Annotated in this window: 19 protein-coding genes; 13 read left to right on the top strand and 6 right to left on the bottom strand. The window is 65.1% G+C overall.

The window, feature by feature from the left end; all coding sequences use genetic code 11:
• Positions 1–254: 254 nt before the first annotated feature.
• From E8E95_RS27610 to argH, 4 genes are all read right to left on the bottom strand, one after another.
• Positions 255–3,092, bottom strand: coding sequence for a class I adenylate cyclase (locus E8E95_RS27610; RefSeq protein WP_280355397.1), 2,838 nt, complete (start codon positions 3,090–3,092; stop codon positions 255–257).
• A gap of 105 nt (positions 3,093–3,197) precedes the next feature.
• On the bottom strand, positions 3,198–3,440 hold the full coding sequence (locus tag E8E95_RS27605) for a TIGR02647 family protein (protein WP_179061306.1): 243 nt from the start codon (positions 3,438–3,440) through the stop codon (positions 3,198–3,200).
• 79 nt (positions 3,441–3,519) lie between these two features.
• The gene (locus tag E8E95_RS27600; protein ID WP_179061305.1) at positions 3,520–3,798 is read right to left on the bottom strand and encodes a hypothetical protein; all 279 of its coding nucleotides are present in this window, start codon (positions 3,796–3,798) and stop codon (positions 3,520–3,522) included.
• A 58-nt stretch (positions 3,799–3,856) separates the two neighbouring features.
• Positions 3,857–5,251, bottom strand: a complete 1,395-nt coding sequence (gene argH, locus E8E95_RS27595) for an argininosuccinate lyase (protein WP_280355394.1) — start codon at positions 5,249–5,251, stop codon at positions 3,857–3,859.
• Positions 5,252–5,469: 218 nt separating this feature from the next.
• On the opposite strand from argH, the gene E8E95_RS27590 reads away from it, so the two are divergent.
• The 6 genes from E8E95_RS27590 (at position 5,470) to E8E95_RS27565 (ending at position 11,531) form a co-directional block, all read left to right on the top strand.
• Positions 5,470–6,552 (top strand): sensor histidine kinase, encoded by a 1,083-nt coding sequence (locus E8E95_RS27590; protein WP_280355392.1) that lies wholly within the window; start codon positions 5,470–5,472, stop codon positions 6,550–6,552.
• Positions 6,549–7,295, top strand: coding sequence for a LytTR family DNA-binding domain-containing protein (locus tag E8E95_RS27585; RefSeq protein WP_077525576.1), 747 nt, complete (start codon positions 6,549–6,551; stop codon positions 7,293–7,295). The genes E8E95_RS27590 and E8E95_RS27585 overlap by 4 nt, the downstream gene beginning before the upstream one ends.
• A 129-nt stretch (positions 7,296–7,424) precedes the next feature.
• Positions 7,425–8,366: a hydroxymethylbilane synthase gene (gene hemC / locus E8E95_RS27580; RefSeq protein WP_280355449.1), complete on the top strand. Its 942-nt coding sequence runs from the start codon at positions 7,425–7,427 to the stop codon at positions 8,364–8,366.
• Complete coding sequence (locus tag E8E95_RS27575; RefSeq protein ID WP_280355389.1) at positions 8,363–9,133, top strand: uroporphyrinogen-III synthase; 771 nt, start codon at positions 8,363–8,365, stop codon at positions 9,131–9,133. The genes hemC and E8E95_RS27575 overlap by 4 nt, the downstream gene beginning before the upstream one ends.
• 17 nt (positions 9,134–9,150) lie before the next feature.
• Positions 9,151–10,284: a uroporphyrinogen-III C-methyltransferase gene (locus tag E8E95_RS27570; protein WP_280355387.1), complete on the top strand. Its 1,134-nt coding sequence runs from the start codon at positions 9,151–9,153 to the stop codon at positions 10,282–10,284.
• Positions 10,281–11,531, top strand: coding sequence for a heme biosynthesis HemY N-terminal domain-containing protein (locus tag E8E95_RS27565; RefSeq protein ID WP_280355385.1), 1,251 nt, complete (start codon positions 10,281–10,283; stop codon positions 11,529–11,531). Before E8E95_RS27570 ends, E8E95_RS27565 begins: the two co-directional genes overlap by 4 nt.
• 53 nt (positions 11,532–11,584) lie before the next feature.
• Here E8E95_RS27565 and E8E95_RS27560 read toward each other — a convergent pair whose 3' ends face one another.
• Positions 11,585–12,664 (bottom strand): sorbosone dehydrogenase family protein, encoded by a 1,080-nt coding sequence (locus E8E95_RS27560; RefSeq protein ID WP_280355383.1) that lies wholly within the window; start codon positions 12,662–12,664, stop codon positions 11,585–11,587.
• Positions 12,665–12,773: 109 nt separating this feature from the next.
• Here E8E95_RS27560 and E8E95_RS27555 point away from each other — a divergent pair, with 109 nt between their 5' ends.
• The 3 genes from E8E95_RS27555 (at position 12,774) to E8E95_RS27545 (ending at position 15,458) form a co-directional block, all read left to right on the top strand.
• Positions 12,774–13,265 carry a disulfide bond formation protein B gene (locus E8E95_RS27555; protein WP_280355381.1) on the top strand — a complete coding sequence of 164 codons (492 nt, stop codon included), beginning with the start codon at positions 12,774–12,776 and terminating at the stop codon, positions 13,263–13,265.
• A gap of 324 nt (positions 13,266–13,589) precedes the next feature.
• Positions 13,590–14,060, top strand: a complete 471-nt coding sequence (gene rsd / locus E8E95_RS27550) for a sigma D regulator (RefSeq protein ID WP_179061297.1) — start codon at positions 13,590–13,592, stop codon at positions 14,058–14,060.
• 255 nt (positions 14,061–14,315) lie between these two features.
• The gene (locus E8E95_RS27545) at positions 14,316–15,458 is read left to right on the top strand and encodes an AlgP family protein (RefSeq protein WP_280355378.1); all 1,143 of its coding nucleotides are present in this window, start codon (positions 14,316–14,318) and stop codon (positions 15,456–15,458) included.
• Here E8E95_RS27545 and E8E95_RS27540 read toward each other — a convergent pair.
• On the bottom strand, positions 15,455–15,919 hold the full coding sequence (locus E8E95_RS27540) for a TIGR02444 family protein (protein WP_280355376.1): 465 nt from the start codon (positions 15,917–15,919) through the stop codon (positions 15,455–15,457). The genes E8E95_RS27545 and E8E95_RS27540 overlap by 4 nt on opposite strands.
• A 50-nt stretch (positions 15,920–15,969) precedes the next feature.
• Here E8E95_RS27540 and E8E95_RS27535 point away from each other — a divergent pair, with 50 nt between their 5' ends.
• The 4 genes from E8E95_RS27535 to E8E95_RS27520 all read left to right on the top strand — a co-directional run bounded on the left by E8E95_RS27535 (position 15,970) and on the right by E8E95_RS27520 (position 21,241).
• A complete protein-coding gene (locus E8E95_RS27535) occupies positions 15,970–17,880 on the top strand; it encodes an ATP-binding cassette domain-containing protein (RefSeq protein WP_280355374.1) in 1,911 nt (636 codons plus the stop codon).
• Entirely contained in the window at positions 17,880–18,419 is a 540-nt protein-coding gene (locus E8E95_RS27530) for a mechanosensitive ion channel family protein (RefSeq protein WP_179061293.1), read from the top strand. The genes E8E95_RS27535 and E8E95_RS27530 overlap by 1 nt, the downstream gene beginning before the upstream one ends.
• Before the next feature lie 73 nt (positions 18,420–18,492).
• Positions 18,493–19,125 carry a homoserine/homoserine lactone efflux protein gene (gene rhtB, locus E8E95_RS27525; protein WP_077525588.1) on the top strand — a complete coding sequence of 211 codons (633 nt, stop codon included), beginning with the start codon at positions 18,493–18,495 and terminating at the stop codon, positions 19,123–19,125.
• Between the two features lie 226 nt (positions 19,126–19,351).
• Positions 19,352–21,241, top strand: coding sequence for a cytochrome c/FTR1 family iron permease (locus E8E95_RS27520; RefSeq protein WP_280355371.1), 1,890 nt, complete (start codon positions 19,352–19,354; stop codon positions 21,239–21,241).
• The last annotated feature ends 10 nt before the right edge of the window (positions 21,242–21,251 follow it).

Here is a 21,251-nt window from a genome sequence, read left to right as displayed (position 1 = left end):
GGTAGGTTGGGCTGAGCTCTGCGAAGCCCAACTCTTGCAGCTGAGTCCGCCCGTTGGGCTTCGTGGCCTCAGCCACAACCTACGGCAGGACGTCGCCCTGCATCGCGAATGAATTCGCTCCCACAAGTCCCATTTCCCCGGGGCCGGTTCGGGTAGGTTGGGCTGAGCTCTGCGAAGCCCAACTTTTGCAACTGAGTCCGCCCGTTGGGCTTCGTGGGCTCAGCCACAACCTACGACAGGACGTCGCCCTGCATTTAGCTTTCTCGCAACGCCCGGTTCAGCCTTTCTTCCAGCTCCACCTTGTAGCGCAGGTAGTGCACCGTCTGCGCCTGGCCCTTGCCGGGGATTCGCGACAGGTCGAGATCGGTGATGTAGCAGGGATAGCGCTCCGGCTCGCGGCGTTGGGCGAGGATATGCCGGGCCACGGCCGCGAACAGGCCTGAGCCGTATTCCAGCTCGGAGAATTCGCGGTGGTTGCAGTAGAGCGTCACGTGCACCTGGCCCTGCTCGGCGGGTTCGACGATTGCCTGTACGTCGTAGAAGGGATGGCTGACCGCGGCTGAAGGCGCCGCGCGGCGTTCCAGGTGACGGCCCTGGCGCACCACTTCGTAGTAGAGGATTTCCGGTGCCAGTGCAGGGAGCGCGCTGTCCAGCGGCAGCAGTGCATTGCGCCGGTAGAGCAGTGATTGCAGGAAGCGGTGCAACGGTGTCAGCAGGCTCTGCTCGTCGCGGAATGGCAGGCGCTGGCGCCAGAGCGCGTTGTGCTCGTCCAGCAGGCTGATCTCGGCACTGTCGCCGTCCTGGCGGTAGAACACCTGAATGCAGTTCGGTCGACCCAGGGGCAGGATCACCGCCAGGTCCTGATCCTCCAGGGCATGGCGGTCGAGTTGCAGCGGACTGTATCGCGGCAGGTCGCGCCCCAGGTGCTCCACCAGGGCGGGCAGGTCGGCCAGGCTGGCATGGCTGACTTGTCCCGGCTCCAGTTGCAGCACATGGAAACGCTGCTGTACCTGCAGCAGGAATCGCGGCACGCCGGTGGTTCCGAGCAGTTCCTGGGCGTCGTCGAACAGTTCCTGCACCCGTTGGCTGATGGCCTGGGCGCGATTACGGCAGAAGCTGCGCACCTTCAGTCCTGGGCGGGCGCCGCTGGCCGGCAGGCTGTTGAGGTAATCGCGCAGGCAGGCGAGCAGGGCGTCGGGCCCCTCGTAGCGGCTGACGAGCAATTCGTTCCAACTGTTCAGGGTCACCTGGTCGATGGTCACCACCAGGTTCTCGCGCACGCCTGAGTAGCCGAGGGCGTCGGTGCGCTCGGTGGTCATGTGGAAATTCTTCTGGCTGTGTTGCTTCAGCGGGTCGATCCCGACGTTCACCAGCAGCAGCACTTCCGATGGCACCCCCGCGCGCAGCAGGGCGTTCTCATCCACCTGACCCAGTGGCTGGGGGAAGGTTTGCTGCAGGCTGGCCAGCAGGTTGGACAACTCGTGTTCGGTCAGGTCGCTGTTGCCCGGATGCAGGGAGAGGCGAGTGCCGGTATCGATCACGCCATTGCGGTGGCACCAGGCGAGCAGGGGGATCAACTCGCGGCTGCGCTTCAGTGGCGCGAAGTCCTGCCATTCCAGAGCCTTCAGACTGCCGGAGTAAAGCGCCCACTGGGTGTCACCTTCGGCGTCGGGGCTGGGACCCTGGACCAGTGTCAGTGTGTCTTCGGCGATGTCCGGGGCGATTCCCGGATTGATGAACTCGATCTTGCCGGCCTTGCGCTCGAAGGCGGCATAAAGACGCCGGCCCAGTACGCCCAGGTCGCGGCTGCTGAGCGTCCCGCTGGCTTGTTCGCTGCGGGCGAACTGAGACAGGAAGCGGTAGCTGTAGGTCAGTTCGTTGACCAGCGCACGGCGCTCGGCCAGGACCTGGCGCACCTTCCACTGGCTGCGGCTGTCCAGCATCGCCAGTTGCCGATGCTGCCAGCGCCATTCAGCGGTGAGGCGTTCCAGCAGCATGCGTTGCCAGCTTTTGCTGCGATTACGTGGCGGTCGGCTGAGCTTCTTGTTCACCTTCAAATAAAGGCAACGGCGAATCAGTTCCAGTCGCTCGGTTTCGTTGCGCCCGCGCAGGTATTCCTCCAACCGGCGATAAACCACCATGTAGGGGTCGAGTTCGTCCAGGTCCAGGCGATTGGCATAGACCGCCTCCTTGAAACGCAGGGACAGGCAGGCCACCCGTGGATGTTCGCTGGCGTAGACCTCGGTGAGCAGCAGTTTGAGCACCGACTTGTAGGGGGACTCGATGCCCTTGAACAACTGCCACATGCTCGCGCCGATGAACTCGCCCGGCGGGATGTGCGCCAGATGGCCGAGGTCGAGCACTTCCTCGGCACGGATGAAGCGTTTCGATAGCAGCGTGCGGGTGTACTCGGTGTAGCGCGCTTCTTCATACACCGGCACCAACCACCAGAGCGGGGTGCGCCCGGCAAGCCAGATGGCAGTGCGGTAGAACTCGTCCAGCAATAGGTAATGCTGGGTGGTGCCGCAGTCGTCGGAGGTCAGCCGGGCCTCGCGGTCCCCCTGGGTGAAGCGCGCCGGGTCGATCAGGAAGAAGTGCGCTTCGGCCCCCTGGCTGGCCGCCCACTCTTCCAGCGCGCTGCACTTGCGTTGCAGTTCCGCGGTGGCGCCGGCGTCCAGCTCGGGCGCGTGGCAGACCCAGATATCCATGTCGCTCTGCTCGGCCTGGGCGATGGTGCCCAGGCTGCCCATCAGGAACAGGCCATGGATGGGCGTGGGCTGCGGGCCGCGGCGCGCCTTGTAGGCGAAGGAGCGCGTCAAGCGCTGGACTTCGGCCAGCAGGTCATCGTCGGGTTCGTAAGCGGCGACGCCGGCCGGCGCGGTGCCGGACACGTAGCCGGGGAGGAGCGGGTGATTGACGTGGAACAGCAGCGGCAAGAGTTTCAGGACCAACTGCTGGCGCGTGGAGAGCGCCTGCATGGCTCGATCCAGGCGGCCGTCGTTGACCTTGAGGAAGCGGGCGCGCAGCTGCGCGAGGACCTTGCGGTCGATACCGTCGTCGATGTCCGGGCGGATTTCCTGGGTACGCGTCATGCTCTGCTCATGTCCCGATGCTGGCGGCCTGGCCGGCAACCTTCGCTGCCGGCAGGCGTCCGCATTGTATCGCCCGCAATGTTGCCGACTTGAGCGGCAACGGTGTCAGGCGTGCTGGGGCAGGAGAATGGTGCGCAGGGCCTGGACGTGTTCGGCGGCATCCAGGCCGAGGCTGGTCAGATAACCGCCGTCGGGCTGGGTGATCAGGCCTTTCTCGTGCAGTCGCATGACGGCGGCCTGGGCTTTGGGATTGGCGTTGTTGTGGACTTTCAGTCCTTCCTGACTGTTGTCCAGGTTGAACAGGGCCAGCAGTTCGAATTCCGCGATGAGCTCGGGGGTGAAGACCATGGTCGCTCCTAGTTCTTGTTGTACCGCAAAGGCCGGCGGTGGCCGGCCGGAATCTGGAGTCTCTGGATTGTAGGCGAGGTCAGGCCTGATCTTCGGGCAGGTCAGGTAGCGCCCGCAAGGCCCTTTCGTACCAGTCGGTGTCGAAAGGACGGTCGGCTGCGAGCATGGCGTCGATCTCGTGGGCCAGGACCAGCGCCATCATCTGGAGGATTTCCTCGCGCTCGTAACCCACCAGGGTCAGCTTGTTCAGGGTGGCGCGGGCGGCGGGCGGCTCCCCGGCCTCGATCTGGTTCTCGATGGCCTGGGTCAGGGTGGCCTCGGCGAAGGCCTCTTCGCCTTCATCAATGTCGTCGGTCATGGCGATGTCCTGTCAGCGACAGCCGGACGGAGCGGGAAGCACCGTCCGGCAGGATGGGTCAACGGCTGGCCAGCAGGTCCTTGCCGCGCTGCACGGCGGCGCGCACCTGGTTCGGCGCGGTGCCACCGATGTGGTCACGGGCGTTGACCGAGCCTTCCAGGGTCAGCACGGCGAAGACATCGTCGCCGATCTGGTCGCTGAACTTGCGCAGTTCGTCGAGGCTCATCTCGGCCAGGTCCTTGCCGCTGTCCACGCCGTACTTCACCGCGTGGCCGACGATCTCGTGGCAGTCACGGAAGGGCAGGCCCTTGCGCACCAGGTAGTCGGCGAGGTCAGTGGCAGTAGAGAAGCCGCGGCGGGCCGCTTCGCGCATGATTTCGCGCTTGGGCTTGATCGCCGGAACCATGTCGGCGAAGGCGCGCAGGCTGTCACGCAGGGTGTCGGCGGCGTCGAACAGCGGCTCCTTGTCCTCCTGGTTGTCCTTGTTGTAGGCCAGCGGTTGGCCTTTCATCAGGGTCAGCAGGCCGGTGAGGGCGCCGAACACGCGGCCGGACTTGCCGCGCACGAGCTCGGGCACGTCGGGGTTCTTCTTCTGCGGCATGATCGAGGAGCCGGTGCAGAAGCGGTCGGGCAGGTCGATGAACTGGAACTGGGCGCTGGTCCAGAGCACCAGCTCTTCGGAGAAGCGCGACAGGTGCATCATCGCCAGGGAGGCGGCGGCGCAGAATTCGATGGCGAAGTCACGGTCGGACACGCCGTCCAGGGAGTTGCCGCCAACAGCGTCGAAGCCGAGCAGCTGGCAGGTGATTTCGCGCTGGATCGGGTAGGTGGTGCCGGCCAGGGCGGCCGAGCCCAGGGGCATGCGATTGACCCGCTTGCGGCAGTCCACCAGGCGCTCATGGTCGCGGCTGAGCATCTCGAACCAGGCCAGCAGGTGGTGGCCGAAGGTCACGGGCTGCGCGGTCTGCAGGTGAGTGAAGCCGGGCATGATGGTGTCGGCTTCCGCTTCGGCCAGGCCGAGCAGGCCCTGCTGCAGGCGGGTGACCTCGCCGAGGATGGTGTCGATCTCGTCGCGCAGCCACAGGCGGATGTCGGTGGCGACCTGGTCGTTGCGCGAGCGGCCGGTGTGCAGCTTCTTGCCGGTGACGCCGATGCGGTCGGTCAGACGCGCTTCGATGTTCATGTGCACGTCTTCCAGGTCCACGCGCCAGTCGAAGCTGCCGGCTTCGATCTCGCCCTGGATCTGCTTCAGGCCGTCGATGATGGCGTCACGCTCTGCTTCGCTCAGCACGCCGACCTGTGCCAGCATGGTGGCATGAGCGATCGAGCCCATGATGTCGTGGCGGTACAGGCGCTTGTCGAAGTCTACGGACGCGGTGAAACGGGCGACGAAGGCGTCGACGGGCTCGCTGAAGCGGCCACCCCAGGACTGGTTGGTCTTGTCGGTGCTCATGGGTTCACTCGGTGAGGAAGGTGAAAGAAAGCCGATGGGCCGGAAAATACCGTCGATAATAACAGTGTTGCCGGAAAAACCGGCGCGGCCTGTCCGGTCGGGGGCCGGGCAGTTTGCTGTGGCCTTCACGGACGTGCCGTGGGTTTGATGGTTCAGTACAGGTTTTTGCCCGGCGACCCCGAACAGTCGCCTGCCGGGCCATGGGGGATATGTCCGGGATGTCGAAGCGCCTGAAAAAGAAAGCGCGTTCCAGAAGCGCCAACGACGACTTCTTCCTGCCGGAGCTCTGCTTGCCCGAGGCTTTGCTCGGCCTGGTGCTGCTGGCCGAACTGCTGGTGCTGGTGCTGGTGCTGGCCGAGCCCATGCTGCCCAGCTTCAACTGGGTGCGCCTCGCCCTGACTTCCCTTTTCGTGCAATGGATCGTCCTGCTTTCCGCAGCCCTGCTGTGTCAGCTGCGGCCGCTGCTGGCGCGCCTGCGGGCGGCGCTGGCCGGCGGTATCTGCTGCGCCCTGGTAGTGGGGCTGACACTCGCCGGGACGGCGGTGGCCGACTACTTCGACCTCGGCGGGCCGCTGCCGCGCAGTGGCGAGGTCAACCTTTACCTGCGCCACGGGTTGATCAGCCTGATCATGTCGGCGCTGTTGCTGCGCTACTTCTACCTGCAGAGCCAGTGGCGCAAGCAGCAACAGGCCGAACTCAGGGCGCGCATCGAGTCCCTGCAGGCCCGTATCCGCCCGCACTTCCTGTTCAACAGCCTGAACAGCATCGCCAGCCTGGTGGTGATCGATCCGGACAAGGCCGAGCAAGCCGTGCTCGACCTTTCCGACATATTCCGTGCCAGCCTGGCCAAGCCCGGCACCCTGGTCGACTGGGGCGAGGAAGTGGAGCTTGCGAAACGATATCTGTCGATCGAGCAATATCGTCTCGGAGAACGGCTACAGTTGGATTGGCAGGTAGATGAAGTACCGGACGATCTGCCCATCCCCCAGTTGACGCTGCAGCCTTTGCTGGAGAACGCCCTGATCCACGGCATCCAGCCGCGCATCGAAGGGGGGGTGGTACGAATCGAAGCGGATTATCGTGACGGCATGTTCCGCCTCTGCGTAAGCAACCCTTACGAAGAGGTCCAGGGGCAGTCGCCATCGCGAGGCACCCAACAAGCTCTACGCAATATCGACGCGCGCCTGACGGCACTTTTCGGGCCGCGGGCAAGTCTCAGCGTGGAGCGCCGTGACGGCCGCCACTTCACCTGTCTACGCTATCCTTGTGCGAGACTCACGCAGGAAGCCCGTGCGATATGAATGTCCTGATCGTCGACGATGAACCCCTTGCCCGCGAGCGCCTCAGCCGCCTGGTAGGCGACCTCGAGGGATACCGTGTCCTGGAGCCTGCCGCCAGCAATGGCGAGGAGGCGCTCACGCTGATAGACAGCCTCAAGCCGGATGTCGTTCTACTCGACATTCGCATGCCGGGCCTGGATGGGCTGCAAGTGGCCGCCAAGCTCTGCGAGCGTGAAGCGCCACCGGCGGTGATCTTCTGTACGGCCCACGACGAGTTCGCCCTCGAGGCCTTCCAGGTCAGCGCTGTTGGCTACCTGGTCAAGCCCGTGCGCTCGGAGTCGCTGGCCGAGGCACTGAAGAAGGCCGAGCGACCGAACCGTGTACAACTCGCTGCGCTGACCCGACCTGCCGCGGTTAGCGGGAGCGGTCCCCGAAGTCACATCAGTGCGCGGACCCGGAAAGGCATCGAGTTGATTCCCCTGGACCAGGTGATCTTCTTCATCGCCGATCACAAGTACGTGACCCTGCGTCACGAACACGGTGAAGTGCTGCTGGACGAGCCGTTGAAAGCGCTCGAAGACGAGTTCGGTGACCGCTTCGTGCGTATCCACCGCAATGCCCTGGTGGCCCGAGAGCGGATCGAGCGCCTGCAGCGCACCCCGCTGGGGCACTTCCAGCTCTACCTCAAGGGCATGAACGGGGAGGCCCTGACGGTCAGCCGCCGCCACGTCGCGGGCGTGCGCAAGCTGATGAACAATCTTTAGCGGCCGGTCGTCCAACGAGCGTTCGTTCGCTGCGCTGATTCGACAGTCCGTGTCGTTCCGCGACAACCGCCCGCGCCCTTGCCGCACGCGGGCCTGTTATGATTCCGGGCATTAACGTTTCCGGAAATGATCATGTCCCGCGAGATCCGTATTGCCACCCGCAAGAGTGCCCTGGCCCTGTGGCAGGCCGAATTCGTCAAAGCCCGTCTCGAGGAGGCCCACCCCGGTCTCAAGGTCAGCCTGGTGCCGATGGTCAGCAAGGGTGACAAGCTGCTCGACGCGCCACTGGCGAAGATCGGTGGCAAGGGCCTGTTCGTGAAAGAGCTGGAAACGGCCATGCTGGAGAACGAGGCCGACATCGCCGTGCACTCCATGAAGGACGTGCCGATGGACTTCCCTGAAGGCCTTGGCCTGTATTGCATCTGCGAGCGCGAAGACCCGCGCGACGCCTTCGTCTCCAATCGTTTCGACAGCCTCGACGCCCTGCCTGCCGGCAGCGTGGTCGGCACCTCCAGCCTGCGTCGCCAGGCTCAGTTGCTGTCGCGCCGTCCGGACCTGAAGATCCAGTTCCTGCGCGGCAACGTGAACACCCGCCTGGCCAAGCTCGATGCCGGTGAGTACGACGCCATCATCCTCGCCGCGGCCGGCCTGATCCGCCTCGGTTTCGAAGATCGCATTCGCTCTTCCATCAGCGTCGAGGACAGCCTGCCGGCCGGTGGCCAGGGTGCCGTGGGTATCGAATGCCGCACCGCCGACAGTGAGATTCACGCCTTGCTGGCGCCACTGCACCATCAGGACACGGCGTTGCGCGTCACCGCCGAGCGCGCCTTGAACAAGCATCTGAATGGCGGCTGCCAGGTGCCCATTGCCTGCTATGCCGTGCTTGAGGGCGACCAGCTCTGGCTCCGTGGCCTGGTCGGCCAGCCCGATGGTGGCCAGCTGCTTCGTGCCGAAGGCCGTGCCGCGATCGCCGATGCCGAAGCCCTGGGCGTGAAGGTTGCTGAGGAGCTACTGCAACTGGGCGCCGGGGACATCCTCAAAGCCGTCTACGGCGAGGCCGGCCACCCGTGACAGGCTGGCGGTTGCTGCTGACGCGTCCTGTCGAGGAGTGCGAAGCACTGGCTGCGGCCCTGGCCGAGCAGCAGGTCTTCAGCAGCAGCTTGCCGCTGTTGGCCATTGAGCCCCTTGAAACGTCGCCCGAGCAGCGCAGACTCATCCTCCAGCTCGACCGCTACTGCGCCGTGGTAGTGGTCAGCAAGCCGGCAGCCCGGCTGGGCCTCGACCTGATCGACCGATACTGGCCGAAACCGCCTGCCAATCAGCATTGGTTCAGCGTGGGCGCGGCCACCGGTGCCTTGCTCGAAGACTATGGTTTACCGGTGAGTTGGCCGGCAGTGGGTGACGACAGCGAGGCGTTGTTGGCGCTTCCGCAACTGACTGACGCCCTGTCGGTACAGGATCCCAGGGTACTGATCATGCGCGGCGAGGGTGGCCGAGATTTCCTGGCCGACCGCTTGCGCGGCCAAGGCGTCGCGGTCGAGTATCTGGAACTCTATCGACGCTGCCTGCCGGACTACCCGGCGGGCACCCTGGCGCACCGTGTCGAGTCGGAACGCCTGAACGGCCTGGTGGTCAGCAGTGGCCAAGGGTTGGAAAACCTCCAGCGCCTGGCTGGCGACACCTGGTCCGAACTGACCCGCTTGACCCTGTTCGTACCCAGCCCGCGAGTGGCCGAGCAGGCAGTCGAGGCGGGCGCGAAGAATGTTGTGGATTGCCGTGGTGCCAGTGCCGCGGCCTTGTTGGCGGCGCTCAGGCAGCATCCGGCGCCCGCCCACTGAAGCGAAGGATGGAATACGTGAGCGAAGCAGAAGCCCCGAAACAAGAGCAGCCCACCACAGCCGCCGACCCCGTCACTCCCGCCAGCACCGCGCCTGCCCTCAGGGGCAATGGCCTGGCCCTGTTCGCCCTGTTGTTGGGCGCCGCCGGCGTCGCCGCGGGCGGCTGGGGCCTCTGGCAGGTACGCAGCCTGGAGACCCGCGACCAGCAGCAACTCAGCATGGTCGAGGATGCACGTGGCCAGACCCGCGCCCTGGCCCAGCGTGAGCAGCAGCTGACCCAGCGCCTGGAAGAGTTGCCCAGTGCCGCTGAACTGGACGAGCGTCGTCGCTTGCTGGTGGACCTGCAGGGTGATCAGCAGCAACTGCGCCAGCGCCTGGAGACCATCCTCGGCGCCAGCCGCAAGGACTGGCGTCTGGCCGAAGCCGAGCATCTGCTGCGGCTGGCCAGCCTGCGTCTCTCGGCATTGCAGGATATCCACAGCGCCGCGGCACTGGTCCAGGCCGCCGATGACATCCTCCGTGAACAGGACGATCCCGGCGCCTACGCCGCACGCGAAGAGCTGGCGAAGAGCCTGGTAGCGCTGCGCAGCACCGAGCAGCCTGATCGTACCGGCCTGTTCCTCCAGTTGGGCGCCCTGCGTGAACAGGCGGTCCAGCTCAACCCATTGGTACCGGCCTTTGAAGACAAGGGTGGCGTGCTCCTGGACATCGCCGCCGAAGGCGACGGTGGCAGTGCCTGGGCCGAGTGGCTGGAGAAGCTCTCGCACTACTTCCGTATCCAGTTGGATGCGAGCCAGGACATCAAGCCGTTGCTCGCCGGACAGAACCTGTCCCAGGTCCGCCTCGCCCTTTCGCTCGCGCTCGAGCAGGCGCAATGGGGTGCGTTGCATGGCCAGACCCAGGTCTACCAGCAGTCGCTGCGCCAGGCCCGCGAAGTCTTGAGCGGTCACTTCAATGAGGAGAACCCGGACAGCCGTGCCCTGCTGGCGCGCCTCGACGAGCTTTCCAGCCAGCCGGTGGAAGTCAAGGCGCCTGATCTCGCCCCTGCGTTGAGCGCCCTCCAGGCCTACCTGCAGCGCACGCCGGGCGGCACCGCTGGTGAATCCGGGCAGCCAGATGCCGCCGCGCCGGCCAAGGAGGCAGGCCAATGAAGCGCCTGCTCAAGGTCCTGCTGGTCCTCGCAGTGATCGGCGCAGCCGCCACCCTCATCGGCATGGCCGTGGCCCAGCACAAGGGCTATGTGCTGGTGGCCTACAAGGGTTTCCGCTACGAATCCACCCTCTGGGCCACCCTGGCGTTGCTGGCGGTGCTCTGGTTGCTGTTCGCCGGCCTGCGCTACCTGTTGCGACTGGTGGTGATGTCCGGCGGGGTGGTCAATCCCTGGTCGCGGCGCAATGCCCGGCGCCGCGCGCGGCTGGCGTCCGAACAAGGCCTGCTGGACCTCGCCGAAGGTCGCTGGGCGCGCGCTTTGCGTCATCTCAAGCGTGCCGCTGAAAATGACCCGCAGCCATTGATCTACTACCTGGGCGCCGCCCGCGCAGCGCAGAAGATCGGCCAGACCGAAGAAGCCGAGCAACTGCTGGAGCGGGCCCTTGAACGTCAGCCCCAGGCTGAACTGGCAATCGCCCTGGCCCACGCCGAACTGCAACTGGATCGTGGCGATTCCGCGGCTGCGCTGGAAACCCTGAAGGCCGTGCAAGAGCGCCACCCGCGCCATCATCAGGTTCTGCGTCAGTTGCTGCATCTGCACGAGGTGCGGGGAGACTGGGCCGCCCTGGTCGGCCTGCTACCCACCCTGCGCAAGGAAAAGGCGCTGTCGGAAAGCCAGCTGGCCGAACTCGAACTGCGTGTGTGGAGTGCCCGTCTACACCAGGCCGGCGAAGAAGGGTTGAACGAGGGCGAAACCGCTCTGCAGCCGCTGACCCGTGCCTGGCAGCAACTATCCTCCGCCCAGCGCAACGAGCCGCGTCTGGTGCTGGCCTTTGCCGAGCAGCTACGCCGCCTGGGTGCCGACGAAGAAGCCGAGGAAGCCGTGCGTGGCGCCATCAAGCGCAGCTACGACGACGATCTGGTGCGGCTCTATGGCCTCTTGCGTGGCAGTGACCCGGTCCGCCAGCTGCAGGCTGCAGAGGGCTGGCTGAAGGAGCACTCCAGCGACGGCACCTTGCTGCTCACCTTGGGTCGCCTATCCCTGCGCAATCGACTCTGGGGCAAGGCGCGGGAGTATTTCGAAAGCAGCCTGAGCTTCCGCCGCGACCCCGAGACCTGCGCGGAGCTAGCCCGCCTGCTTGCGCAGATGGGCGAGGTGGAGCGCAGCAACCAGCTGTTCCAGGAGGGCCTTGGCCTGCTCGATCAGCGCTTGCCGGCCTTGCCCTTGCCGACGGAAAAAATCGCCTGATACAGAAAGGCCCGGGATTATCCCGGGCCTTTTTCATTGCGGTGGCTTTCGCGTCATTTTCCCACGTACTCGATGCGGTAGATGGCACCTGCCTCGTCGTCGCTCACCAGTAGCGCACCATCCGGCGCCACCAGTACATCGGCCGGCCGGCCCCATACATCGCCGTCCTTCAGCCAGCCTTCGGCGAACACGCTCTGGCGTTTCAGGCTGCCATCCGGATTGAGCTCGACCCGCTTGATCCGGTAGCCGATCTTCTCGCTGCGATTCCATGAACCGTGCTCGGCGATGAACAGGTTGTTGCGATACTCCGCGGGGAACTGGCTGCCGGTGTAGAAGCGCATACCGAGCGGTGCGACGTGGGGCCCCAGCTTGGCGACAGGCGCGACGAATTCGCTACAGGGCCGCTGGGAAAACTTCGGGTCGGCCACGTCGCCGGCATGGCAATAGGGAAAGCCGAAATGCTGACCCAGCTTTTCCAGGCGATTCAGCTCGCAATCAGGCACGTCATCGCCCATCAGGTCACGGCCGTTTTCACTGAACCAGAGTTCGCCGGTCTGCGGGTGCCAGTCGAAGCCCACCGTATTGCGCACGCCACGCGCCACCAGCTCCAATCCGCTGCCATCGGCGTTCATGCGATGGATCGCGGCGTAGGTGTCAGGGTCTTCGTCGCACACATTGCACGGCGCTCCCACCGGCACATACAACTTGCCGTCGGGACCGAAGGCGATGAACTTCCAGCCGTGATGGGTATCATGAGGTAGCTTCGAATAAACCACCTCGGCGTCGGGTGGTGAATCGAGGCGCGACTCTATGTCGCGCAGGCGCAGGATTTTGCTGACCGCAGAGATGTAAAGGTCACCTTCTTTGTAGGCCACGCCAACAGGCAACTGTAGGCCGCTGGCGATGGCGCGGACTTCGCCGCTGGCGGGCTGCAGCGCATAGACCTTGCCGGCTGAATTGCTGCCAACGAACAGGGTGCCGCGATCACCCCAGGCCATCTCCCGGGCATTGGGCACCTGGTCGCTCACCAGCGCGATGCGAAAGCCCTCCGGCAGGCGAATGCGCTCCAGGGGCAGGGCGGCATTGGCGAGCCCGGGCAACAGCAGCAGCAACGGCAGAAGCAGCCGACACATGGCGGTTTTCTCCGGATAGGCAACCTCATCCAGCCTAGTCGCTCGCCTTGAAAGGCCAAGGCGCTTTCCACTACCGTAACGCCCTTTCCGATAACCCAACGGAGCCGCCATGTCCCTGGCAAGCCCGCGTTCGCTTTTCCTGTTCGCCTTCCTCGGTTGCGTCGCTGTAATGGGGGGCGCGCTGTATCTCGAACATGCCCTCGGCCTCGAACCGTGCCCGCTGTGCATCGTCCAGCGTGTCTTCATCATCGCTTTCGGTATCGTCTGCCTGATCGCCGCGCTGCATGGTCCGGAGCGCACCGGACGGCGCGTCTACGCCGTGCTGGCGCTGCTCTTCTCTGCAGGGGGTGCGGCCTTCGCCGGTCGCCAGATCTGGTTGCAGAGCGTGCCGGCAGACCAGTTGCCTGCGTGCCTGCCGAGCTTCGACTACATGATGGAAGCCTGGCCGTTCCTGCAGATCATCAAGACCATGCTGCATGGCACCGCCGATTGCGCCGCCGTGACCTGGACCCTGTTCGGCATGAGCATTCCCGAGTGGAGCCTGCTGGCCTTCACCGGCTGCATTCTGTTCTCGCTGTACCAGCTGCTGCGTCGCTCCTGATCGCTAAAGGCGCATGGCTTTGCCATGCGCCTTTCGGCGCGCTTTTTCCTCGCTTTCTGCACTCCCCAACGCTGCGCCAATCCGCCGCGCCAGCCGCAAAGCTCCGGCCAGACGGGCCGCGGCCTGACGATTAAACGCTCGTATGAATTTATTCCCGCGCGCGCCTTGATGGCACTGCTCGGCGGGCATACTCTGGCCCGCACGCGCCGCCGGAATATTGCCGTTTTAGCGGCGCCTTCCCAGGATCTTGCACCGGTCGACAAAAAACCGTCTCGGAGCGGACGTATAACGGCATTACCGAATTAGGGAAGTGAGGTCGTCACCATGCTCGAAAGTTGCCAGAACGCTCAGGAACGTTGGGGTGGCGTGCACCAGCTGATCGACCGCTGGTTGCAGGAGCGCCATGAGCTGGTCCGCGTATACAGCTCGCTGAGCGAGAAGCCACAGGCTCCCAGCGCCAACGCGGAAGCACTGCAAAGGTTTTGTGAGGTCTTGCTGGACTACGTGTCTGCAGGGCACTTCGAGGTCTACGAGCAATTGCTCAACGAGGCGAAAGCGTTCGGTGACCAACGCGGCCTCGACCTCGCCAAGCAAATCTATCCCCGTATCGAAGCCATCACCGAAGTCGCACTGGCCTTCAACGACCGCTGCGACAACGGCGATAGCCGTGACATCTGCCTGACTTCCGATTTGAAGAATCTCGGGCAACTGCTTCACGAACGCTTCGAGTTGGAAGACTGCCTGATCGAAGTGCTGCATAACGCCCATCAGGGTGAGGCCTCTCAACCGGCCTGATCGTTGTCCTGTCGGTACTGGAATCGGGGTGGCGGAACATCGCTGAATGCCCCATTCCAGAGCCTTCCTGGCGTTGGTTAGCTATTGCTGTGGGCGGGGCTTTTCGGGCGAGTGATTCGTGGTCCGGATCGCACTTGCGAAACCCTGCGCTGGCAATCCGTCGCAAGGCCCAGGCGGGCGATATGGCGTGGCCTCTGGCGACTCGCGAAACAGGCGACTAGTATGGGCCAAATAACGCCCGCCAGGAGGCATACCATGTCGGCCAAGAAGAAGCCCGTAAGCACCCCGCTGCACCTGCTGCACCAACTGTCCTTCAGTCTGCTCGAACACCTTGAGAAAGCCTGCGCCCAAGCTTCGGTCGACGCTGAAAAGCTCCTGACCAAACTGGAGAAACAACGCGGCAAGGCTCAGGAAAAACTCCACACCGCGCGCACCAAGCTGCAGGATTCCGCCAAGGCCGGCAAAGCCAAGGCGCAAGCCAAGGCCAAGGCCAGCATCGGTGAGCTCGAAACTCTCCTGGACACCCTGAAGAGTCGCCAGGCCGAAACCCGCGCCTACATCTCCCAGCTCAAGCGTGACTCTCAGGAAAGCCTGAAGCTCGCCCAGGGCGTCGGCAAGGTCCGCGAGGCCGTCGGCAAGGCCCTGGCATCCCGCGACGCGAAACCCGCTGCTGCCAAAGCCGCCGCCAAGCCGGCTGCGAAGCCGGTCGCCAGGCCTGCAGTTGCCAAACCGGCTGCCAAACCCGCCGCGAAAGTTGCCGCTGCGAAACCTGCAGCCAGGCCAGCCGCCAAGGCTGCTGCGAAACCCGCTGCGAAACCCGCCGCCAAGGCTGCTGCGAAACCTGCTGCAAAACCTGCAGCGAAGGCCGCTGCTGCGAAGCCCGCCGCCAAGTCCGCCGCGAAACCGGCTGCCAAGCCTGCAGCGAAAACCGCCGCAGCCAAGCCCGCCGCCAAACCTGCAGCGAAGCCCGCCGCTAAAGTCGCCGCTGCGAAACCTGCGGCCAAGCCGGCTGCTAAACCCGCTGCCAAACCGGCGGCCAAGCCAGCCGCAGCGAAGCCCGCTGCAGCCAAACCAGCAGCCAAGCCGGCGGCCAAACCAGCCGCAGCTAAACCTGCTGCGAAGCCTGCCTCGACTGCAGCCAAACCTGCTGCCGCTGCGAAGCCGGCTGCCAAACCTGCTGCGAAGAAACCCGCTGCCAAGCCCGCCGTGAAGAAGGCTACTCCGGCCAAGCCCGCCGCAGCCAAGCCTGTTGCCGCCAAGCCTGCCGCTCCGGCCGCGGCGCCGAAACCGGCAGCTACTCCGGCCGCTCCGGCTGCACCCGCGCCTGCACCCGCACCGGTTGCCAGCGTGGCGCCGACCAGCAGCAACGGCGCCGCTCCGACTTCGCCGTCGAACTAAAGCGCCAGGGCCGCGACGCGCAGCTGTTCCAGTGCGTCGCGGTCCACGCTCTCCCGCCCCGGGCAGCAGCCCGAGAGCCAGGCTTCAATCTGCTCCATCCCTCCCGTCGGCCAATCCATAGCGGTGCTTTCCAGGCGCGCCAGCAGTTTGCGTTCGGCTTCCAGTTCCAGTGCCTTGATCTGCTCACGCATCCCGGCCAGGGCCAGGTCGTCCTGTGCCTGCGCACGCCAGTTCTGTCGCAGCGAACGCAACGGCTTGATCACCTGTTCCTGCCACGGGTCGCAGACGTCGTACAGAGCATCCAGGCAAGTGGTGTCGAAAGGAGTGCCGCGTTGCCCCAGCCAACAGGCAGTGAGTAGCAGACAGACATCCGCGCCTCCATCCTGAAGGCGCAGGCAGGCTTGCTCGACGCCGGGCTCGGCGTAGAGGCGCAAGGCGAAAGTCCACAGGTCTGAAGGCATAGCGCTCCCCGGGCGACAGGGCAGCGAAGCTGATAAACTCCGCCGCCATCATGATCCGACTGCAAAATCTCACTCTACAGCGTGGTCCTCAGCGCCTGCTAGAAGGCGCCGAAATGACCCTGCACGCCGGCCAGAAGGTCGGTCTCATCGGCGCCAACGGTGCCGGCAAATCCAGCTTGTTCGCCCTGCTGCGTGGCGAGTTGGGGCCGGATGCGGGCGATTGCCTGCTGCCCGCCGATTGGCGCATCGCCCATATGCGCCAGGAAGTGGACAACCTCGAGCGCCTGGCCGTGGACTACGTGCTCGATGGCGATCAGCACCTGCGCCGGGTTCAGCGTGAACTCACGGCTGCCGAGGCGGGCCACGACGGCACCGCCATCGCTCGCCTGCACATCGAGCTGGATAGCGCCGATGGCTACACGGCCGACGCCCGTGCTCGCAAGCTGCTGGCCGGTCTCGGCTTCACCGCGGAGCAGATGGACCGTCGCGTTGGCGACTTTTCCGGCGGCTGGCGGATGCGCCTGAACCTCGCCCAGGCGCTGATGTGCCCGTCTGAGTTGTTGCTACTCGACGAGCCCACCAACCACCTCGACCTCGACGCGATTCTCTGGCTCGAAGAGTGGCTCAAGGGCTACCCGGGCACGCTGCTACTGATCTCCCACGACCGTGACTTCCTCGACGCAGTCGTGGACAACGTCGCGCACCTCGAACAGCAGAAGCTGACCCTCTATCGCGGTGGCTACTCGGCCTTCGAGCGCACCCGTGCCGAGCGCCTGGCGCAGCAGCAGCAGGCCTACGAGAAGCAGCAGGCCCAGCGTGCGCACATGGAGAAGTACATCGCCCGCTTCAAGGCGCAGGCGACCAAGGCCCGCCAGGCCCAGAGCCGGATCAAGGCCCTGGAGCGCCTGGAAGAACTGGCACCGGCCCATGTCGATTCGCCGTTCGATTTCAGCTTCCGCGAGGCCGACAAGATTTCCAGCCCGCTGCTGGACCTTTCCGAAGGTCGCCTCGGCTATGGCGACAAAACCGTGCTGCAGCAGGTCAAGCTACAGCTGGCGCCGGGTGCTCGCATCGGCTTGCTGGGCCCTAACGGCGCGGGCAAGTCGACCCTGATCAAGACCCTTTCGGGTGACATCGAGCCTATTGGTGGCCGCCTCGCCCGAGGTGAGAATCTCGCGATTGGCTACTTCGCCCAGCATCAACTGGACGCGCTCGACCCCAAGGCCAGCCCGCTCCTGCATCTGCAACGCCTTGCGCCGAGCGAGCGTGAGCAGACCCTGCGCGATTTCCTCGGCGGTTTCGATTTCCGTGGCGATCGTTGCGACGAGGCGGTGACCAACTTCTCCGGTGGCGAGAAGGCGCGACTGGCCCTGGCGTTGATCGCCTGGCAGAAGCCCAACCTGTTGCTGCTGGACGAACCGACCAACCACCTCGATCTGGAAATGCGCCTGGCGCTGACCATGGCCCTGCAGGATTTCGCAGGCGCCGTGCTGGTGGTGTCCCACGATCGTCACCTGCTCAAGAGCACCACTGACGAATTCCTGCTGGTGGCCGATGGCCGAGTGCAGAGCTTCGACGGTGACCTCGACGACTACGCCCGCTGGCTGGTGGATTTCCGTGCGCGCCAGGCTCCCGCCGCCAGCGCACCGGTGAACCCGGACAAGACCGACAAGCGCGCCCAGCGCCAGGCAGCAGCCGCCCTGCGTCAGCAATTGGCTCCGCACAAGAAGGAAGCCGACAAGCTCGAGAAGGACCTGGGCAAGCTGCACGAACAACTGGCCAGCGTCGAAACACGTCTTGGCGATTCCGCCCTCTACGAGGCGGCGCGCAAGGATGAACTGCGCGACCTGCTGGCCGAACAGGCCCGCCTGAAGTCGCGCGAGGCCGAATTGGAAGAGGCCTGGCTCCTGGCCCTGGAAACCCTGGAGGAGCTGCAGCGGCAACTGGAGGCCGCGGATTGATGGATGACCTGCAACTCCTGACCGCCTGGAGCGAGCCGCTGATTCGCGTCGCCCAGGTGCTGCTGATCGTGCTGTTGGCCTGGCTGGTGCAGCGCATCGTCACCCGTGGCATCACCCGCCTCGGGCAACGTTATCCACAGCTGCCTTCGGAGCTGATGGTGCCGCTGCGCGGCCTGCTGCGCTGGATGATCCTCGGCAGCGCGTTCATGCTGGTGCTGGAGCGCTTCGGTGTCTCCGCCGAGGTGTTGTGGACCGCCCTGACGGGCTTCGCCGCCGTGGCAGCGGTCGCGTTCTTCGCGATCTGGAGCGTGCTTTCCAACATGTTCTGCGCGGTGCTGATCTTCTCCCTCGGACCATTCCGCATGGGCGACAAGGTCGAAGTGGTGGAAAGCGCGGACAAGCAAGGCGTGAAGGGCAGGGTGATCGCCATCAACCTCTTCTACACCACCCTCGAAGACCTCAGCGAAGAGAATCACGGCGCGCTGGTGCAAGTGCCCAACAGCCTGTTCTTCCAGAAGGCCGTACGCCGTTGGCGCTGACGGTACTGGGCAGCGCCTGGATGAAGGGGTAGGCTCTGCGGCCTGCCCCTTTTTCGTTTTCGAGGTATCTGCCATGGCGCTCCAGACCTGGCTCGCTTTCCTGGTTGCCTGCTGGGTGATCAGTCTGTCACCGGGTGCCGGTGCCATCGCTTCCATGTCCTCCGGCCTTCAGTACGGCTTCCTTCGTGGTTACTGGAATGCGCTTGGCCTGCAGATCGGCCTGGCCCTGCAGATCGCCATTGTCGCCGCGGGTGTCGGCGCCATCCTCGCGACCTCCGCCTTGGCCTTCAGCCTGATCAAGTGGTTCGGTGTGGCCTACCTGGTCTACCTCGCGGTCAAGCAGTGGAAGGCCCTGCCCAGCGATATGGCCAACGATTCGGCCGAGCGCCCCATCGGCCGTCCGCTCACCCTGGTCCTGCGTGGCTTCCTGGTGAACTTCAGCAATCCCAAGGCGATCGTCTTCATGCTCGCCGTGCTGCCGCAGTTCATCGACCCCCATGCGCCGCTGGTAGAGCAGTACCTGGTGATGGGCGTGACCATGATCACCGTCGACCTGATCGTCATGGCCGGCTACACCGGCCTTGCCGCCCGCGTCCTGCGGTTGCTGCGTTCGCCGCGCCAGCAGCGGGTGATGAACCGCAGCTTCGCCGCCCTGTTCGTCGGCGCGGCAGCGTTGCTGGCCACCGTGCGCCGCGCGCCGGTCTGATGGCAGCGCACCCCGGCGAGCGGCTGCTCGCCGGATTTCTTCCCGTCGGAATCCCTCCTTTCATCGAACCGTCCCGAGCCCATCAAGATTGCGCTGCAAACCAGTCGTGACGGGGTTTGCAGCGATTTTCGGCAACTGCCAGCGCAATCGGATGCGCGATTCGGGGTTGAGCTCAATCGTTAGGAAGGTAACAATTCGTTTCCCCATTCTCATTTGAGATTGACTCATGTTCCCCATTCCGAGATTGCTCAGCTGGCTCTTCGTGCCGCTGATGGCGCTCTGCAGTTTCAGCCTGATGGCCGACCAGGCCGACGGCGCCGCGCAGGCCCTACACCTGCTCAGTTACATCGGGGCCGACTACCCCGCTACCGTGGTCGACGGCAAGGTCATCGACGCCGCCGAATACCGTGAACAGATCGAATTCCTCGGTGCGTTGCAGGGCCTGATCGTGGCCCTGCCGGCTCGTGACGGCCAGAAGGAGCTGGAGCAGGGCGTCGCCAGCCTGCACCAGGCCGTGCAAGACAAGCAGGACGGAGCCGCTGTGGCCCGCCAGGCGCGCCAACTGGCCACCCGACTGGCAGCGACCTACGAGGTCAGCCAGGCCCCGCTCATCACGCCGGACCCCGCCCGTGGTGCGCCGCTTTATGCGCAGCACTGCAGCGTTTGTCACGGCGATACCGGCGCCGGCGATGGCCCGGCCGGGATGGGCCTCGAGCCGCCGCCGGCCAACCTGCGCGATCAGGCGCGGATGGATAGGATGAGTCTCTATGACCTCTTCAACACGCTCGGTCTGGGTGTCGAAGGGACCGACATGCCCGCCTTCGCCGACCAGTTGGACGACCGTCAGCGTTGGGATCTGGCGAGTTACATCGCCGGCTTCAGCGCTGACCCGGCGGTGAAGGGCGAAGCGATCTCCCTTGGCGAACTGGCTGGCCGCACGCCGCAAGAAGTCGGCGCGAGCCAGGGTGCTGAAGCCCAGGCGCTGTTCCGTGCCCAGCGCGCCCAACCTCCCGTGCAACAGCGCGGGCCCAAGGAGCTGATCGGCCATACCCGTTCCACCCTGGAAGAGAGCCTCAAGGCTTATCGGGAGGGTGACGCGGACCAGGCCTACGACCTCTCGGTAGCTGCCTACCTGGAAGGCTTCGAGCTGGTGGAAAGCTCCCTCGACAACCTTGACGCGGTTCAGCGCAAGACCACCGAACGCGCGCTGATGGCTTACCGCCAAGCGCTGCAGGACCGCCAGGCCATCGGTCAGGCGGCGCAGTTGCTGGAACAGGCCAAGGCCGAACTGGACAAGTCCGCGAATCTGCTGGGCGGCGACGGCCTCAGCGGTTCACTGAGCTTCATTTCCAGCCTGCTGATCCTGCTGCGCGAAGGCCTCGAGGCGATCCTGGTGCTGGCGGCGATCCTCGCATTCCTGCGCAAGACCGATCAGGAACATGCGATTCGCAGCGTTCACGTGGGCTGGGGCCTGGCCATCGTCGCCGGCTTCGCCACCTGGGCGGTAGCGGCCTTCCTGATCGATGTCGGTGGCGCCCAGCGCGAGCTGATGGAGGGCTTCACGGCATTGTTCGCCTGCGTGATGGTGCTCTGGCTCGGCGTGTGGATGCATGACCGCCGCCACGCTGCCGCCTGGCAGAGCTACATCAAGGACCACCTGCTGAGCAGCAGTGGGCGCTTCGGCTTCGCCACCCTGGCGTTCTTCTCGGTGTACCGCGAACTGTTCGAAGTGATCCTCTTCTACGAAACCCTCTGGCTGCAGGCCGGTCCGGCCGGCCATGGCATGGTCATCGCCGGCGCGGTGGCGGCCCTGGTCCTGCTGGTAGGCCTGGCCTGGGTCATCCTGCGCGGCTCGGCGAAGCTGCCGCTGGGGACCTTCTTCAGCGCCAACGCCATCCTGCTCTGCGCCCTGTCGGTGGTGTTCGCCGGTCATGGCATCGCCGCCCTGCAGGAAGCCGGAGTGCTGGGTACGCGTCCGGTGGCCTTCTTCGAGTTCGACTGGCTGGGCATCCATCCCGATGCCTACACGCTGTCGGCCCAGGGGCTGGCATTGCTGGCCATCGCGGCGCTCTACGGCCGCAGCTGGCTGCGCGAGCGCAGCGCGGCACAGGCCTGATTGGAGGGCG

Source organism: Pseudomonas sp. BN414 (assembly GCF_029871275.1).
Taxonomy (GTDB): domain Bacteria; phylum Pseudomonadota; class Gammaproteobacteria; order Pseudomonadales; family Pseudomonadaceae; genus Metapseudomonas; species Metapseudomonas resinovorans_C.
Note: the sequence above shows the minus strand (reverse complement) of the source record. Positions and strands in the feature narration are given on the sequence as shown.